We start from the raw sequence: 17950 nt of genomic DNA, 5'->3' as shown, positions 1-17950 counted from the left end.
ACTTCCTTGTCTAGGCTCGTCCGCGCAGTTCGATGTCAAGAATGTCATCGAAATCGATGGCGATGTCTTTGAGCTTGAGGAGCTTGAAGGCAGGGAGTACCTCGTCGAGGATGCCGGTGCGGGAGCGATAGCCGTACGTATCGTAATAGGTGACGCGGACTAGGTCGCCACGTTTGAGGCCCTCGAGCTTTTTCGAAAGCTCGAGGGCTTTTTCTTCCGTGAGTTCACATTTTGGTTCGGCGGTGATCTCTTGCTTGCGCACGAGTTCGTAATATCCCGTGAGGGCGGCAAAGGGCATAAACTGCGCGGCACGGCCGGCACGGACGGCGCCGTTAGCGGTGAGCTTGGGGTCGGCGGAGCGACGTCTTCCCTCGGGGTCCGCTAGGCGTTCAAAAGGTGTCGGTGGCCGCATCGGCTGCTGTTGGGGCTTAGGCACGGTGCCCTCCTACCTGATCGTTGCGTTCGCGTGCGGTGGCGCCGGCGGTAAAGCTCAGTCCCTTAACCAGCGCGTTCTTGCCGTATTTGCCTTTTACAGCCAGCACGGCACGGGCCAGCTCGCGCTCGCGCTCATCGGCCTCGATATCGCTGAACAGATCGATGGTGGCAAATTCCTCGGGCATGAGGTTGCCAAATCCCAGGCTGATGCGCTTGACCGGTCGTTTGGGATCGACAGTCTGCGCCCAGAGCTCATCGAAATAGCCCATGATCTTCTTAAACGAATTGGTGCGCTCGGGCAGCTTTCGCGAGGCGTTAGAGTGCGCAAAGAGTGCGGCATAGCCACCGCGCGGTTTGCCGCCATGCTCTCCCACAAAGATGCCATCGATTGCCTGCGCTTCGCGCACCAGGCGACGCCGTTCGTCATCGCGCTGGACGGGCTTGGGCGCACGGGGCGCGAGCTCGGGGCCGGCGGTTGCGGTGGGTTCGATACTCGATGTGCTCGAGCGCAGGTGCCCGCATCCGTCCACATACTGCGCTGTACCGCTGGCGTCGAGGCGGCGTATGTCGGCGCGTTCGCTCGCGTAGCCCACAAAGAGCGAGATGCTGTCGCAGACCACGTGCTTATCGACCAAGTCTAAAACGGCGTTGTCGACCATCTCGCGCAAGACGGTATAGGCCTGTTCGTAGGCATAACCCTTCGAGAGCACCTGTCCTGTGGTGGTCGAAGTTGCTTGCGGGCGATAGACTTGGATATCGGCGATGGTTGTCGGCTCGCGCCCGAAGGCATGGTCGATGAGATATTCGGCATTGACGCCGAGCTCGTCGTAAAGCAGGTTTTCGTCGAGCGCCGCGACGCCCATCAGATCGTAGACGCCGTATTTCTCGAGGCGGGCTGCCATGCCGGGACCGATGCCCCAGATATCGGTGATGGGACGATGGGGCCAGATCTCCTTGCGAAAGGTCTCGTCGTCGAGTATGCCGATGCGGCTGGGTACGTGCTTGGCGGTAATGTCGAGCGCTACCTTGGCCTGGAATAGGTTGGGGCCGATGCCGACCGTCGCCGTGATGCCGGTGCGCGCGAGGACCTCGTCGCGCAGCGTGCAGGCGAACCCTTCCGCATCTGTGTGATAGAGGTCCAGATAGGGCGTCACGTCGATAAAGCACTCATCGATGGAGTAGACGTGCACGTCCTGGGGGCTGACGTATTCCAGATAGATACCGTAGATTTTCGCCGACACCTCCATGTAATGCTGCATGCGCGGTACGGCCGTGATGTAGTCGATGCCATCGGGAATCTCAAATAGGCGGCAGCGATTGTGTATCCCGAGGTCCTTCATGGCCTGCGTGATGGCGAGGCAGATAGTCGTGCGTCCGCGCGATTCGTCGGCAACGACCAAGCACGTGGTGAGTGGGTCGAGCCCGCGGTCGACACACTCGACGCTGGCGTAGAACGTCTTAAGGTCGATGCAGATATAGGTATGCTGCTCGTGCTCCACGTGATCCCTCCCATCAAACACATGTTCTTATCGAATACCTGTTCGATAATACCCGCTTGCGCGGACACCGTCAAAACCTGCCAAAAAGGGACTGGTTTGTTTTGGTAGGTATGGTCGTGCGGCTGCATCGGGTTTTAACGCAGCTCTAAAGAGTGCGAAACAGCTCGGAAAACCTCGCTTCGTAGCATGGGTCTAACGATTGATACCGCCTATACGCACGGAAGGGTTGTGGGAAAGATGGTCAATTATGGGTTTGGTATGCCGACGCGCCTTGTTGCGGATGGAGACGTGGCTCGCTGGTGCGGACGATTGGTCGCTCACTACGGTGGCACCAAGGCGCTGGTTGTGCTGGGTGGTGACAAGCACACGCGTGATGAGCTCGTTTCGGCGGCGCTCGGCTCGCTCGACCGGGCCCTGCTCGAGCGCGTGCTCTTTCGCTGTGGCTCGGTTGGAGGCGATGGGGGAGGCGAGCTGGTCAACGAGGCCGTGGCCCTGGCGACCGACGAGGGCGTGGACTTTGTCCTGGCGATCGGTGATGCCGATACAGCCGGCTTTGCGCGCGAGCTCGCCCGCCGCATGGCGGCGCTCGATGCCGGTGAGGACGGTTTTGTCCCCTATGGATGCATTGTCTCGGAGGGCAAGGTGCCCGCTACGGTGGGAGCCGGCGAGGCTCCCGTTTTTGCCATCATCGCGCCCGAGCTGCTGGAGGGCATCGGGTCTCCCTTGCGCGAGCTGCTTGGTAGCGTGTGCGCCGCGGCATAATACCTGCCAGGAAGGGACAGGTTTATTTTGGTAGGTAAAGCGTTTGACCTGTCAAAGTAAACCTGTCCGTTTTTGGTCGGTCGCCGTTTAGGGGCGGATTGATAACGCTCGCTGATTGTAGTCTTGACCTGCGTTAGAATAGGGGCATCTGATTATCCGGGCGCATGGAGGTATGCGCTCGTATGCTGAGGAGGACTCTATGGCAACTGTTGCCGCACCTATCGATGCTACGTCGACTGCCGCTTGGAAGGCGCTCGAGGCTCATCAGGAGAAGCTCGAGGCCGAAGGTATCGACCTCAAGGCCTGGTTCGCTGCCGATGCCGAGCGCGTGAACAAGCTGAGCTTTGACGCCGGTGACCTGCACTTCGATCTGTCCAAGAACCTGGTGACCGATGAGACCGTCAAGCTGCTGTGCGATCTTGCCCGCGAGGTGAAGCTCGAGGAGCGCCGCGACGCCATGTTCTCCGGCGAGTACATCAACACCACCGAGGACCGCGCCGTCCTGCACACCGCGCTGCGCCGCCCGGCAAGCGAGAAGGGCCAGCTCATCGTTGACGGCCAGGATGTCGTTGCCGACGTGCACGAGGTCCTCGACCGCATGTACGCCTTTGCCGAGCGCGTGCGCTCCGGTGAGTGGAAGGGCGTTACCGGCAAGAAGATCGAGCATCTGGTGTCCATCGGCATCGGCGGCTCCGACCTGGGCCCGGTCATGGCCTACGAGGCCCTGCGTCCCTACGCCGACGCCGGTATCGATTGCCGCTATATCTCCAACATCGACCCCAACGACCAGGCCGAGAAGCTCAAGGGTTTGGATCCCGAGACCACGCTCGTGATCATCGTCTCCAAGACCTTCACCACGCTTGAGACCCTCACCAACGCCCGCGAGGTCAAGACCTGGATGCTCGAGCAGCTCAAGGCTCAGGGCGCCATCGATGGCTCCGATGAGCAGAACGCCGAGGCTGTGGCAAAGCACTTCGTCGCCGTTTCCACCGCACTCGAGAAGGTCGAGGCTTTCGGTATCGACCCGGCTAACGCCTTTGGTTTCTGGAACTGGGTCGGCGGCCGCTACTCCGTCGACTCCGCCGTGGGCCTGTCGCTGATCGTCGTGCTCGGCCCCGAGCGTTTCCAGCAGTTCCTTGAGGGCTTCCACGCCATCGACGAGTACTTCTGCAACACGCCGCTCGAGAACAATGCCGTCGCGCTGATGGGTTTGTTCAACGTCTGGTACGTCAACTTCTTCGGTTCCAAGAGCCACGCCGTGCTTCCGTACTGCCAGTATCTGCACCGTTTCCCGGCCTACCTGCAGCAGCTCACCATGGAGTCCAACGGCAAGCATGTCCGCTGGGACGGCAGCGCTGTGACCTCCGATACCGGCGAGATCTTCTGGGGCGAGCCCGGCACCAACGGTCAGCACGCCTTCTACCAGCTGCTGCACCAGGGCACCGTGGTGGTCCCGGCCGATTTCATCGCCTTCGCCAACACCGCCAACCCTGCAACCGACAACGGCCAGGACGTGCACGAGCTGTTCCTGGGCAACTTCCTGGCCCAGACCAAGGCGCTCGCCTTTGGCAAGACGGCCGATGAGGTGCGCGCCGAGGGCACGCCCGAGCAGATCGTCCCGGCTCGCTGCTTTGAGGGCAACCGTCCGACGACCTCGATCTTCGGCGACACACTGACCCCGTTCGCGCTCGGCGAGCTCATCGCCCTGTACGAGCACATCACGTTTGTCGAGGGCACGGTCTGGGGCATCGACTCCTACGACCAGTGGGGCGTCGAGCTTGGCAAGCAGCTTGCCAAGCAGATCACCCCGGCCTTCCACGACGACGCCGCCAAGGCCGAACAGGACGCTTCGACCCAGGCGCTCATCGAGTTCTACCGAGCTCACCGCAAGTAGGATTCGCTGCGAAAACTAACGCATAGCCGACAAGGGCCCGTATCCGTTGGGATGCGGGCCCTTTGCTATTTGGATAGGATGGAATGTATCGGGAGGCGCCTCGACGGGCATCGCAATCGTCGAAGGCGCGCCGTTCATGTTTGGGACAATATGACATTTTTCCCGTTGCAAACAACGCCGCCGTGGGTGTTCTGTATGATGGCTCAGACAAGGTTGTTCAATGTCAGGGAGGCATATATGGCAATCAAAGCCATCGCAATGGATATCGACGGTACGCTCACCAACGACCAAAAGGTCATCAGCCCGCGTACGCGCGAGAAACTGCTCGCGGCGCAGGAGTCGGGCATTAAGCTTATCTTGGCTTCGGGTCGTCCCGCATGGGGGCTGCATGCCTTGGCGCAGGAGCTCGACCTTCAGAACCATGATGGTCTGCTAGTTGCCTTTAATGGCGCGCACGTCGTCGATGCTCAGACCGACGAGGTGCTGTTCGATCAGGCTATGCCTGCCGACGAATTGCATCGCCTGATTGATCACCTGCGTAATTTTGACGTGATCCCCATCATCTCGCTCGGTCGCGATTTGCACGTCGAGGACTCGTACCATTGCATGATCACGCTGCCTGACGGCTCGCAGAAAAACATCGTCAAATACGAGCGCGATGCGTGCGACCTTAAGATTCGCGAGGTCGAGAGCCTGCATGAGGTCGTGGACACTTATCCCGTGGACAAGCTGCTGACGGCGGGCGATCCGGCCTACCTGCAGGCGCATTACGAGGAGATGTATGCGCCCTTTAAGCAGACGCTTTCGGGCATGTTTACGGCCGACTGGTACTTTGAGTACACGGCGCCCGGTATCGATAAGGCCCGTGCGCTCGAGGGTGCCCTGCCCAAGCTCGGCATCGATGCCAGCGAGGTCGTATCGTTTGGCGACGGCCAGAACGACAAGTCTATGATCGAGTGGGCTGGTACCGGCGTCGCCATGGGTAACGCTGTCGATGAAGTCAAGGCCGTGGCCCAGATGGTGACCGCCAACAACAACGAAGACGGTATTGCAGTGGCGCTGGATAAGCTGCTGGGCTAGAATCGCCGATAATGCATGGTTCGGGCGCCTGCTTACAGGCGCCCTTTTGTTAGGGAGGGTGCCGTGTCCGCATTTCCGTTCGACGCCGTTATCTTTGACATGGACGGCGTCATTGTCGATACCGAGTATTACTACCTGGGCGAGACCGCCGCGTTTGCCAAGGAGCTTGGGTTGAATCTGACCCAAGAGGAGTTGAACGGGCAGGTTGGTACCTCATATCAGTTCTTCCTGCATATGCTGGTCGATTGGTTTGAGCGCGCCGGTAAAGGGCACTTCACTGGCGAGGAAGCATTGGCCCGTTGGGACGAGTGGGCGCATAAGCGTCCGCGTGACTACCAGGCTTTGATTAACCCAGGCGCTGTGGATACGATTCGCGAGCTGCCGCGCCGCGGCGTTCGCGTGGCGCTTGCCAGCTCGTCTCCCATGGATAGCATCGAGGAAGTGCTCAATGCATGCGGGCTGTCGGATGCCTTTGAGTATGTGGTGAGCGGCGAGCAGTTTAAGGAGAGCAAGCCCGAGCCCGACATCTACCTGCATGCGCTGGACCTGTTGGGGCTGCCTGCGGTCCGTTGCTGCTGCGTTGAGGATTCGGTGCCTGGCATCACTGCCGGCAAGCGTGCCGGCCTGACGGTCATTGCCAAGCGCGAGGAGCGCTTTGGCTTTAGCCAGGATGCCGCGGACAAGATCATCGACCAGCTGCCGGAGCTGCTCACGCTTTCTTAGGAGCGCGGTAGTTGCGCGTTTTTCGGGTCTGATGAGTAAATAGCCGACATTTTGGTGCGACACCTAGCATACTTTAAGCTAATGCGGGCTTAAGGACTTGTTGAATGCCCTTAAGCCCGTTTTAGACTTAATTGTGCTTGGAGAGGGTATATGCCACCGACTGAAGGGCTAACTGACGGTAAAGCAGCGATACCGCTGTACCAACAGGTTATCGATATCATCAAAAACGAAATCAACTCCGGTGCCTACAAGGCAGGTGCGCGGATACCCAACGAATTCGAATTGGCTGAGAGCTATAAAGTTGGCCGCGTTACCGTGCGACGCGCTATTGAGGAGCTCGTCCAACAGGGCTATCTAACGAAGCGACAGGGGAAAGGCACGTTTGTCAATGCCCCCAAGCTCAAGCGCAAGATTCGCCAGAAGGATGACGTCCAGAGTTTTTCGGACGCATGCCGCGTTAACGGAATGGAACCGGGGGCGCGTGTCATTTCGAGAAAGATACTGCCGGCGGATTCCACCGAAGCACAGTTCTTTGGTGTTCCCGTTGGAACTGACTTGATCTGCGTTGAGCGCGTGCGTACTGCCGATGGCGTCCCTGTCATGCTCGAGAACAACATATATGTTTACGAGGACAACGCCTATCTATCAACGGCACCTCTATCTAACCAATCCATTTTTGAGTTCGTGCGCAACCGGACGGGCCGCACGCCCGCGTTTACCGACCCATGCACGCTTGAGATCGCGTGTGCGTCGCCCGAGGTCGCTCGGTTGTTGGCAGTTCCCGTTGGCGAACCCTTGTTTTATATGGAAGCCTTCTTTTTCGATGAGCAGCGGCGGCCGTTTATCATCGGTCGTCAGCGGATCGTTGGGTCTCGCTACGTTTTTGACATCTAGGACATTGCGTATGAAAGCGCCCGGTGGATCATCTCACCGGGCGTTTCCATACCGTTCACGGCGCAAACGCAACCGTTCAACCGCGTTGCGGCAATCAGTTTGAAATTATCTTGATGGCGAGAAAAGCTGCTGGTAACCTATAGAACGTCATAGAACGTTTGCCTTGTGCAAACGTTGAAGCGAGATGCGATGCAGTCTCGAGTTCTTTGGAGGTATCTATGTCAGATACGAAGGCGAAGAAGACAAACAGACGTTTTAAGTTCAAATTACCGCATGTCTATACGATCATGTTCTTGCTGATCGTTGTCTTTGCGGTCTTGACTTGGATCGTTCCCTCTGGTCAGTATCAGCGCAAGACGATTTCGACAGCGGCGGGCGAGCGTGAAGTCGCCGTTGCTGGAACCTATGAACAGGTCGATAAGAACTACACCGATTCCGAGACCGGCGAGACCATCAATCTGGGGCAGGATATCTTCGCGGTCCTGCAAGCGCCCACTAAGGGCATCCAGGAGGCTGCCGACGTCGTTGCGTTCGTCTTATTGATTGGCGGGTCGTTCGCAATCATCACCAAGACCAACGCTTTGAATGCCGGCATGAGCCGTGTGATTAAAAAGCTCAAGAACAAGGACATCCTCATCATTCCCATCACGATGACGTTGCTGTCCATTTGCGGCACCACGTTTGGTATGTCTGAGGAAGCCCTGCCGTTCTATGCCATCTTCATTCCCATCATGATGGGTATCGGTTATGACTCGATGACGGCATTCATCATCTGCTTCCTTGGTCCTAACCTGGGATATTGCGCTTCGACTATCGATCCGTTTAATGTTTTGATCGCCCAGGGCATCATTGGCATCGAGGGCAATCCGCAACTGTGGCTGCGCGCCGTTTCTTGGGTCATCTTCACTGCCGTCGGTATCGCATGGGCCATGCGCTACGCCATGCGCGTCAAAAAAAACCCCGAGTCGTCCATTACGTACGAGGACGATAAGCTCAAGCGTATCGAGTTTTCCGTGACCGATGCCTCCATTGAGGAAGAGTTCACTACCCGTCAGAAGCTCGTGCTTATCGATTTTGCTTGCGGTATGGGCATTATCGTCTGGGGTCTTGTGACCCAGGGTTGGTACATGAATGAGATTTCCGCCGTGTTCCTTGGCATGGGCTTGCTTGCCGGTATCCTGGGCGGTCTTGACCAGCAGACGATTGCTGAGGAGTTCGTTAAAGGTCTCGCCGACTTTGCGTACGCCGCCATCGTTATCGGTATCGCTCGCGGTATTCTGGTCATCGCCGAGGGCGGCATGATCATCGACACCATCCTCCAGGCGCTCGCTACTGCGCTCGCCGGTGCACCCGCCGCCGTCTACACCACGTTTATGTATATCGTCCTTGGCCTGCTCTCTTTGCTGGTTCCCTCGAGTTCTGGCCTGGCGGCACTCACCATGCCCGTTATGGGCCCCCTGACCGAGCTCATGGGCCTCAATCCCGAGGCGGCCGTTACCGCGCTCCAGTTTGCCAACCAGACCATCAACACCATCAGTCCCGTGGCGGGCATGACGGTTGCCGGCCTTGGCGTGGCTAAGATTACGTTTGGCCAATGGTGGAAGACCATTTGGAAGTTCTTCATCTTTATGGTCGTCTTTGGCCTGATCGTAACGGCAATTTCTGGCATGCTTCCGGCGTAGGTGGTTGTGATGTCTGATCGTTTGACGGTCCTGACGTCTAAGAGCGTCTTTACCGGTACGGGGGACCTGCCGTTTGAAGGTTTCGTAGCGGTCCGTGGCAATCGAATTGAGGCTGTTGGCACCAAGTGTGAGCTAGCTTTGTATTTGACCCAGGCGGACGAGGTAGTTGACCTGGGCGACCGCACCGTCATGCCTGGCCTGATCGATGTGCATACCTTCTATACAGGCTGGGCGCTGCGGACGTTGGGGCCTGATCTGTCCGGCATCGCTGATGCCAAAGAGGCCGTGTCGCTCTTGCATGCATGGAAAGAAGATCATCCGGATTGCGCGGCGGCTTTTGGCCACAACCTACCCGAAACGTTGGCATCGGATGCCGAGAACGCAAATACGGCGGCTGTGTTTGACGATTGTTTTGGCGATATCCCTGTCGTCTGCTTTACACCGGGTGCGGAGACCTGCGTTCTCAATGCTGCCGCCAGTGTGCGATACGGCTTCACGCCCCAGGCGTGCTATGCCGAAAAGATCTGGCGCATGATGAGCGATTTCCTCGCGCTGCCCGAGGTACGTGCGGGGTATTCGGACTACATGAGCATGCTTAACGAGCGCGGCGTTACCGCCATCAAGGAGATGGCGTTTGATGACTACTACGGTTTTGCCGACGAAATGGCTCGCCGTGAAGAATCTGGCGAGCTGACGGTTCGCGTCTCTATGATGTCGCAGCCGGTGGGTGCCGGTGCAAATCTGTCGTATGCTCGCGAGGCACGAGAGCGCTTCCGGGGACCGTTCGTTCGTTTTTCTGGCTTCAACCGTATGACCGATCGCGGCGTATGGGCGGGGCTTGCCGAGATGATTGACCCCTATGAGGACACGGCCGATGCGGGAGCTGCCGGCAAGACGGTTGTCGAGGAGCCCGAGTGGGATCTGATTGAGAACGAGCTGCGCGCAATTGATGCTGACGGCTTCCGATATTCCTTGCATTGCCAGGGCGATGGCGCCGTTCGTCGCACCGTGGCGCTCTATGCCTCGCTGCCTCGAGACGAGCATGGACGGTTGCTTCGCCGCCATGCGATTACCGATCTCGAGAACTCTGACCCGACCGATCTTGTCGAGTTTGGCAAGCTAGGTGGAATTTGCGAGGTCTATCCGCAGATTTTGACGCTGGACCGGCGCGAGGATTGCCTGTCGATGATGCGTCGACAAATTGGCGAGACGCGACTTATGCACAGCTGGAATCGCCGCGGCATGGAAGATTCCGGATGCACGGTGTGCTGTGGTACGGATTTGCCACTGCTGATTCCGAGCCTGGGCGAGTCAATCTACAGCGCGTGCGGTGGATACTTCGACGATGGACTGCCCGTGAATGAGGCCAACGCGCTGACGCTTGTCGAGCTCTTGCGTGCTTGGACTGCCGGGGGCGCGTACGATCTGATGCGCGAAGACGAGCTGGGTACGCTTGAGGTCGGCAAGCTTGCCGATATCTGCGTGCTCGATCGGGATGTGTTCGACCTCGATTATCGCAACGCACGCGATCTTTCGGTTGATATGACGATGTCGGACGGACAAATCGTGTTCGATCGAAATAAGGAGGCATAAGATGTCTGAATCCAAACCGACGCTGCGCCGCGAACAGATTGCGGGCATGAATATCCACTACATCATGTGGTCGCTCGATTACTTCCTTGATGTGCAGCAGCGTTTGGGCTTTGAGTCCATTGAGCTGTGGTGTGCGGAGCCGCATGTGACGCTCGACCACACGGGCTACTTTGAGGCTGAGGTCCTGGCGAAAAAGGCTGCAGACCGTGGGCTTAGGTATCGTACTCTGTGCCCCGAGAATGTTGTCTATCCTTGGCAGTACTGCGCACGCAAACCGCTGCATGAACAGCGCAGCCTGGCGTACTTTAAGCACGGCATTGAGCTTGCCGAGGTACTTGGGTGCGACCGTATGTCCGTCAACTCGGGCTGGGGCGACTGGGACGAGGACCGCGAGGAAGCCTGGAAGCGCAGCCGCGAGCACTTGTCCATTCTGGCGGAGTATGCCGGTGAGCACGGTCTGGTGCTTACGATGGAAAGCCTGCGTCCCGAGGAGAGCAACCTTGTAACGACGGTTTCCGATGCGAAGCGCATGATTGACGAGGTCGCGAGCCCGTACTTACAGCCCATGGTTGATACAACCGCGATGGGCGTTGCAGGCGAGACGCTCGAGGACTGGTTTGCCGCCTTTGGTGATGGGGCAATTCACGAGATGCACTTTATCGACGGTGACCCGTATGGACATCTGGTGTGGGGCGATGGCAAGCACGATATGGACGCCTTCGTCGCCACGCTCAACGCCCATGGTTTTGACGGCATGCTGGGCCAGGAAATCACGGACGGTCGTTACTACGATGACCCGGCGGCGGCAGATGCCAAGAACATGGCCGCATTCGAGAAATATCTGATTGACTAAAACAACTATCGGCCACGCAGCCAATCTCATTGATTGCGGACCAAACAAGAAAGGAACTGGATATGAACGCACACGATCTGATCAAAGAGGCAATTGCCGAGAAGGGCAAGTTCGACAGCGTCTACTGGATTGCTTGCGGTGGCTCCATGATCGATTTGATCCCGGCTCATGAGCTTCTGCAGCGCGAGGCAACCACCTTCACTTCGTATATCTATACCGCGCGTGAATTCGACATTATGCGTCCGCGTCGTCTGGGCGAGAAGTCCCTGGTCATCGCTTGTAGCCACAGTGGCAACACCCCCGAGGTCGTCGAGGGCTGCGAGATTGCCCTTGCTGCCGGCGCTACGGTGATCGCCCAGACCGACAACGCTGGATCTAAGATCGACTCCGGCAAGTGGACCACGTGGGTCTACCCGTGGGGCGAGGGTGTGCCGCAGGCCGAGGTCCCCGCTGGTATTTCGCTGTCGCTTGCGGCAGAGCTGCTCGATCAGCAGGAGGGCTACGCCGATCTTGCCGATATGTATGCCGGTATCGCCGAGATGGATAAGATTCTTCCCCCGGCACGCGAGAAGGTAAATGCCGAGCTGGGCGATCGCTTTGCCAAGCTTTGCCAGGAGCACGAGTTCTTCTATATTCTGGGCAGCGGTCCCAACTTTAGCCAGACCTACGGTTTCGCTATCTGCTCTCTTATGGAGATGCAGTGGCAGCACTGCAGCTACATCCACTCTGCCGAGTACTTCCATGGCCCCTTCGAGGCTACTCAGGATGGCGTTTTTTACTTCCTGCAGATGGGCTCCAGCGAGTGCCGTGCTATGGACGAGCGCGCCCTGGCGTTCCTTAAGACGCATACCGATACGCTGATGGTGCTCGATGCCAAGGAGTACGGTATGGAAGCCGTGCCGGCGAGCGTCCGTGCCTATCTGGACCCGGTGCTGTTCTATGCCATGAACTGCGAGCTGCGTGCTGCACGCGGCAAGGTGTTTGATCACGATCCCGATTTCCGTCGCTATATGGGTGTTGTCGAGTACTAGAAGGGACAAAGGCCATGGCATTTAACGTTAACGCGCTCGGATTTGGCGACAACGTCGTCGATCGCTACGAGCATATCCATACCATGTATCCTGGCGGCAATGCGGTGAACTTCGCCGTTTATGCCAAGAAATGCGGTGCCGCACGCTCCGCATACATGGGCATTTTTGGCAATGACGCCGCTGCCGAGCATGTCATTGCAAGCCTCGAGGATGAGGGTATCGAGCTTGACAAGTGCGAGCAGATGATTGGCGAGAACGGAGCGGCTCGCGTCACCGTCGTTGACGGTGACCGTGTCTTCCTTGGCTCCAACGAGGGCGGTATCCGTGGCGATGCGCGCTATGTCCTCGATCGCTTTGACCTTTCGTACATGAAGCAGTTCGATGTGGTTCATTCGGGCAACTATTGCTTTACCGAGCGCGAGCTGCCCAAGCTGAAGGCTGCGGGCGTCACGGTCTCTTTTGACTTTTCGGACGACTCCACCGACGAGCACTACGAGCAGATTGCGCCCTACGTCGATTTCGCTTTCTTTAGTGCGGCGGATGCCGCGAGTGAGGACGAGATTCGCGAGCGTCTGGCATGGGTGAAGGGCTTGGGTCCGCGTTTTGTGTCGGCTACGGCGGGCGCCGAGGGCTGCATTGCTTACGACGGCGAGCGTTATTACCGCCAGCTGGCTAAACCGGTAACGGACATGAAGGACACCATGGGGGCGGGCGACTCGTTCCTCACCTCGTTTTTGATGTGCTATCTCGATTCCGCCAAGCGTGGTGAAGATGGCGCCGAGGCCATCGAGCGTGCGCTCGACTTTGCTGCCGGGTTTGCCTCGACCGTGTGCGGCATGGAAGGTTCTTGGGGCCACGGAGCACCAATCGTCGAATAGCTTAAGAAAGCGTACGGCGGTCTGGCTATGAGGCTTTGGACGGCCGATGCAAAACAATAAGCGAAACGCGAAAAGGGGGCTCGCCATGTGGTGGGTCCCCTTTTGAACATTGGAGAAGACCATGAGTATTAAAGCGTGCGCGGCTGGTTTTTGCTGTGCGGACGTCTATCAAAACATCGGCGTGTTCTATCCGACTGGTAATGGCATTGACTGGGGTATCCATCTTGCACGAATGGGAGTTTCGGTATCCGCCGTGTCGGTTGTCGGCAAGGACGAGTACGGAGACAAGATGAGAGAGGCGCTGGCCGCTGAGGGGTTCGATATCTCACATCTGCGGGTGGAGGATGGCGACACCTCGGTGATGCTCATGGCATTGAAAGACGGCGTCGATCGCGTGCATCTCGAGGCAATCGATGGCGTAATGGAGACATATCGACCGAATGAAGATGACCGGGCGTTTATCCTAGAGCATGACATCATTCATACCGACCTGTTTGGCAATTGTTTGGACCTCCTGCCCGAATGGCATGATGCGGGCAAGACGGTGGTTATGGACTTCTCGGTGTTCAGCCAGGATCCCGAATATGCCTGCGAGGCTCATTTTCCTTACGTAGACTATGCGTTTATGTCGTTTGAAGAGGACACTCCGGAGCTGCGTGATTGGGTACGTCACGTACAGAAGTTGGGGCCGCGGGTGGCAGTTGCCACGCTTGGCGAGAAGGGAAGCATTGCCTTTGACGGCGAACGCTTCTATGAGTGCGGGATCGTACCGGCGGAGAAGGTCGTTAACACCGTGGGCGCCGGTGACTCGTATATCGCCGGGTTTACCAAGGGCGTGATTGATGGCCTTGATATTCCGGCGTGTATGAAGGCGGGCGCCGAGCTTTCGTCCCGCGTCATCGGCTCTTTTGAGCCGTACTAGGGTCAAATGCTTGGAAAGGAGTGCGAAATGGTTATCGACATGTTGGTCCAGCCCATGCTCTACGGCGAGATCTATACGCCGGGTGATGAGCCTGATGGATTCGGTTTTTGGTCACGAGAATTTGGTATGGGGCATATGGGCCCCATGGATTGGGATGAGCTTCAAGTCGAGATGGACGTCTGCGATGTGCAGAAGAGCGTGCTCATGCCGCTCGATGTAACCACGGCATGCGGAGGGCATTTTGGCACCAATGACCAGATTGCCATGCTGGTTGCCGCGCATCCCGATCGTCTGTGGGGATTTGCGAGCGTAGATCCGCAGGTGAGCGGTGCCGCAGACGAATTGGGGCGCGCCTTTACCGAGTTGGGGGCAAAGGGGCTTTGCCTGCATCCGGCAAAGCAGGGTTTTGCTCCCGATGATGCCGTGGCCGAGCCGCTTTACGAGCTGTGCGAGCGCTATAACAAGCCGGTAGTTTTCCATGCCGGTATGTCTTGGGAGCCGGGCGCAGAGCTCTCGCGCAGTAATCCGCTTGTATTTGAGCACACAATCGCAACGCATCCAAATGTGCGTTTTAGTTTGACCCACTTTGGCTGGCCCTGGGTGCGCGAGACCGTGGCGATGCTGCTCAAGTATCCCAACTGCTACACGGACACCTCTATCACTTACATCGATTCGCCCGAGGAGATGATGCAGCGTCTTTTCACGGTCGATATGGGGCCGCTGTGGTATGAGCGCGCGCTATCGCACCAAGTGATGTTCGCCAGCAATACGCCGCGCTTCCGTGCATTCAAACTCAAGCGGGCGCTCGATACCGTGCCCATGCGCGATGATGCGCGAGAAAGGCTCTACTGGGGTAATGCCCTGCGTTTTCTTGAAGGGGATGAGTGAACATGGTGACGCTCGAGACATTGAGCTATCTATCGACTGCTCCGGACCAGTTCATCGATATTACCGAGGACGTGCACGCTGCCATCGAACGCAGCTCGGTGACCAATGGCTTGGCGGCGATTATTTTGTCGCATACGACCTGCGGAATCGTGGTAAACGAGGGACTGCCCTGCGTGGAGACGGATCTTATGGAGACGCTTGATCGCATCGCCCCACTCGATGCCCCCTATGCGCATGCACACTTCCTGCCGAGCTATGGAGCCACCGGTAACAACTCCTGTGGGCATATCAAGAGCATGATTTGTGGAAACAGTTGCTTCTTTCCCGTCCAAGATGGCCACATCGTGTGCGGAAGTGCCCAGAACATCTATCTTGCGGAGTTTGACGGTCCGCAGAAGCGAAAAGTGTACGTCGAGGTGCTGGGGGAGTAACGTCCCTGCAATAACCCTATGAAGGAGCACGTTATGTCGTTTCTAACTTCGATGTTCAAGAACGAAAAGCCGGTTATCGGAATGCTGCACCTGCGTCCTCTGCCGGGCGATCCGCTGTATTACCCGGGCGGAAGCGTATCGCAGGTCGTGGAAGCCGCCAAGCGGGATCTCGAGGCGTTGCAGCAGGGCGGTGTCGATGGCATTTTGATTACCAATGAGCTCTCGATGCCCTATGAGCAGCATGTTTCTCCCTCAACCCTTGCATCGATGGGCTATGTAATCGGGGCTCTGTCCCATGATCTGTCGACTCCTTGGGGAGCTGAGGCAATTTACGATGGTGATGCCACAATCGAGCTGTGCGCTGCCGTCGACGCGCAGTTCACGCGCTGCAATTTTTGCGGTGCCTGGGCCGGTGATCTCGGGCTGATTAACCGAGATTTCGCTCACACCATGCGTCGCAAGGCGGCGCTGCGCTTGGACGACCTCAAGCTTTTTCACTTCATCACGAGCGAGGGCGAGGTTTATCTCAACGACCGCACGACCGCGGACATTGCCGATTCACTTCTCTTTAATTGCCTACCGGATGCGATGGTCATCGGCGGTTCGGCTGCCGGTCGTGGCGCTTCGGGCGAGCTTGCCGACGAGGTCCGCGAGCGTGTTGGCGAAGTGCCCGTGGTATGCGGCACCGGTTGTCGCGAAAATACCGTGGCTGACGTATTTGCTCACTACGATGGCGCGTTTGTCGGCACGTGCTTAAAGCGCGACGGAAAGCTGGATGCCCCGATTGATGTTGAGCGGGTGGTTCGTTTTATGGCTGCCGCTCGTACGGCGCGAGGGGAGTAGGCACCTATGGCGCTCTATCTGGGTATTGATATTGGGACAAGCGCCTCTAAAGGCGTTTTAATCGATGATCGATGCAACATCGTTTGCCAAGCCTCTTGTGGACATGAGACGGACAACCCGTGTGATGGATGGTACCAGCATGATGCTGAGGCAGTTTGGTGGGGCGATTTTTGCCGCTTGTCGCGCGAGCTGGTGATGCGATCGGGGGTTAACGCGGTGCAGATCGGATGCGTGGGCCTTTCCGCATTGGGTTGCGACTGTGTGCCGGTCGATACCGAGTGCAACGCGCTGGCGCCCGCGATTTTGTATGGAGTCGATGCACGTTCGAAGCCGCAGATTGACGAGCTCCTTTCCGAATATGGGTCAGGTCGCGCACGCGAACTTTTCGGGCACGATCCCTGCTCATCAGATATTGCTCCTAAGATCTTATGGTTTAAGGAGAATATGCCCGAGGTGCACGAACGTGCCGCGAAGTTCCTGACGGCATCATCGTTTCTATGCGCAAAGTTGACGGGGCGTTTTACGGTGGACCGTTACTTGGCGGAGGATTTTCTTCCCCTATACGACCGCTACACTTGGAGGGTTGATGCTCGGGAATGTGCTCGTTTCTGCCGGCCTGACCAGATGGCGGAGGTAATGTCGGCTACCGATATTGCCGGGGTGATTACGCAGCGCGCGGCTGAGGCGACAGGGCTCGCGGCAGGGACACCTGTCTTAGTGGGAACGGGCGACTCTGGTGCCGAGGCCATTTCGACGGGTGTATTTCGTCCCGGCGATATGATGGTTCAGTTGGGGAGCACGGCGTATTTCATCTACCTAGCTGATCATATGGTCGATGATGCCCGCCTGTGGCCAGGGACGTTTATCATTCCCGGAACTTACGGGATCTGCGCGGGGACCAATACGGCGGGTGCACTCACATCGTGGCTGCGCCAAGAACTGTATCGCGACGCCGTGGAGGCCGAGGGCCACGGTGGCCCCGATGCATATTCGGTCATGGCGCATGATGCCGCCGATGTGGCGCTGGGTGCCGATGGGCTCCTGTGCCTGCCGTACTTTGCGGGGGAGCGTACTCCGCTCAACGATCCCGAGGCACGTGGCGTCTTCTTTGGCCTGACCGGAAGGCATACGCGAGCCCATATGGTTCGCGCCGCCTTGGAAGGCGTCGCGTATACCGTTGCATCCCATGTCGACATTATCGAGCGAGAGCATGGACTGCCAATTGGGCGCATTATGCTTGTCGGAGGTGGAACCAAGAATCCAGTTTGGATGCAGGCTATCGCCGACGTATGCGGGCGCGAGGTCTCGGTTGCCAAGGTTACGGTGGGCGCATGCTTCGGTGATGCCATCATGGCAGCTCTCGCAGGTGGCGCCTATGCATCATGGGATGAACTCGCCCAAGTCCTTGGCGTTGCACAAACAATCGTGCCCGATATGGCTGCCCACGAGCTATATGCGTCGCGTCGTCATATCTTTGACGAATTGTATGCACGCAACCGTGATCTCATGCACGAATTGGTGTAATGCTGCCGAATTGTACTG

At 57.9% G+C, this 17950-nt stretch carries 17 protein-coding genes; 15 read left to right on the top strand and 2 right to left on the bottom strand.

Annotated elements, in window-relative coordinates:
- Positions 1 to 10 precede the first annotated feature (10 nt).
- The gene (locus DW913_RS06640; protein ID WP_233503154.1) at positions 11 to 436 is read right to left on the bottom strand and encodes a YolD-like family protein; all 426 of its coding nucleotides are present in this window, start codon (positions 434 to 436) and stop codon (positions 11 to 13) included.
- Entirely contained in the window at positions 429 to 1934 is a 1506-nt protein-coding gene (locus DW913_RS06635; protein ID WP_233542023.1) for a DNA repair protein, read from the bottom strand. Before DW913_RS06635 ends, DW913_RS06640 begins: the two co-directional genes overlap by 8 nt.
- Positions 1935 to 2192: 258 nt before the next feature.
- Here DW913_RS06635 and DW913_RS06630 point away from each other — a divergent pair, with 258 nt between their 5' ends.
- From DW913_RS06630 to DW913_RS06560, 15 genes are all read left to right on the top strand, one after another.
- Positions 2193 to 2696 (top strand): iron-containing alcohol dehydrogenase, encoded by a 504-nt coding sequence (locus tag DW913_RS06630; RefSeq protein ID WP_158566209.1) that lies wholly within the window; start codon positions 2193 to 2195, stop codon positions 2694 to 2696.
- A 199-nt stretch (positions 2697 to 2895) separates the two neighbouring features.
- Complete coding sequence (gene pgi / locus DW913_RS06625) at positions 2896 to 4590, top strand: glucose-6-phosphate isomerase (protein ID WP_117798010.1); 1695 nt, start codon at positions 2896 to 2898, stop codon at positions 4588 to 4590.
- A gap of 237 nt (positions 4591 to 4827) precedes the next feature.
- A complete protein-coding gene (locus DW913_RS06620; protein WP_199576660.1) occupies positions 4828 to 5670 on the top strand; it encodes a Cof-type HAD-IIB family hydrolase in 843 nt (280 codons plus the stop codon).
- 63 nt (positions 5671 to 5733) lie between these two features.
- Complete coding sequence (locus DW913_RS06615) at positions 5734 to 6393, top strand: HAD family hydrolase (protein ID WP_369832270.1); 660 nt, start codon at positions 5734 to 5736, stop codon at positions 6391 to 6393.
- Positions 6394 to 6543: 150 nt separating this feature from the next.
- The gene (locus DW913_RS06610; RefSeq protein ID WP_117786622.1) at positions 6544 to 7287 is read left to right on the top strand and encodes a GntR family transcriptional regulator; all 744 of its coding nucleotides are present in this window, start codon (positions 6544 to 6546) and stop codon (positions 7285 to 7287) included.
- 218 nt (positions 7288 to 7505) lie between these two features.
- Positions 7506 to 8969, top strand: coding sequence for a YfcC family protein (locus DW913_RS06605; protein ID WP_117798007.1), 1464 nt, complete (start codon positions 7506 to 7508; stop codon positions 8967 to 8969).
- A 9-nt stretch (positions 8970 to 8978) separates the two neighbouring features.
- A complete protein-coding gene (locus DW913_RS06600) occupies positions 8979 to 10562 on the top strand; it encodes an amidohydrolase (protein WP_117798006.1) in 1584 nt (527 codons plus the stop codon).
- A gap of 1 nt (position 10563) precedes the next feature.
- Positions 10564 to 11415, top strand: a complete 852-nt coding sequence (locus DW913_RS06595) for a sugar phosphate isomerase/epimerase (RefSeq protein ID WP_117629752.1) — start codon at positions 10564 to 10566, stop codon at positions 11413 to 11415.
- Positions 11416 to 11477: 62 nt separating this feature from the next.
- Positions 11478 to 12446, top strand: a complete 969-nt coding sequence (locus DW913_RS06590; RefSeq protein WP_022094440.1) for an SIS domain-containing protein — start codon at positions 11478 to 11480, stop codon at positions 12444 to 12446.
- Positions 12447 to 12460: 14 nt separating this feature from the next.
- Entirely contained in the window at positions 12461 to 13324 is an 864-nt protein-coding gene (locus DW913_RS06585) for a PfkB family carbohydrate kinase (protein ID WP_117798005.1), read from the top strand.
- A gap of 121 nt (positions 13325 to 13445) precedes the next feature.
- Complete coding sequence (gene frlD, locus DW913_RS06580) at positions 13446 to 14246, top strand: fructoselysine 6-kinase (RefSeq protein ID WP_117798004.1); 801 nt, start codon at positions 13446 to 13448, stop codon at positions 14244 to 14246.
- Between the two features lie 27 nt (positions 14247 to 14273).
- Positions 14274 to 15134 (top strand): amidohydrolase family protein, encoded by an 861-nt coding sequence (locus DW913_RS06575; protein WP_233542022.1) that lies wholly within the window; start codon positions 14274 to 14276, stop codon positions 15132 to 15134.
- Positions 15135 to 15136: 2 nt separating this feature from the next.
- Positions 15137 to 15565, top strand: a complete 429-nt coding sequence (locus DW913_RS06570) for a secondary thiamine-phosphate synthase enzyme YjbQ (RefSeq protein ID WP_006234356.1) — start codon at positions 15137 to 15139, stop codon at positions 15563 to 15565.
- A 33-nt stretch (positions 15566 to 15598) separates the two neighbouring features.
- Positions 15599 to 16408, top strand: coding sequence for a BtpA/SgcQ family protein (locus tag DW913_RS06565; protein ID WP_233503156.1), 810 nt, complete (start codon positions 15599 to 15601; stop codon positions 16406 to 16408).
- A gap of 6 nt (positions 16409 to 16414) precedes the next feature.
- The gene (locus DW913_RS06560) at positions 16415 to 17932 is read left to right on the top strand and encodes an FGGY-family carbohydrate kinase (RefSeq protein ID WP_117798002.1); all 1518 of its coding nucleotides are present in this window, start codon (positions 16415 to 16417) and stop codon (positions 17930 to 17932) included.
- The last annotated feature ends 18 nt before the right edge of the window (positions 17933 to 17950 follow it).

This window comes from Collinsella sp. AM42-18AC (assembly GCF_003467965.1).
GTDB lineage: Bacteria > Actinomycetota > Coriobacteriia > Coriobacteriales > Coriobacteriaceae > Collinsella.
This window is presented reverse-complemented; position numbering and strand designations above follow the sequence as displayed.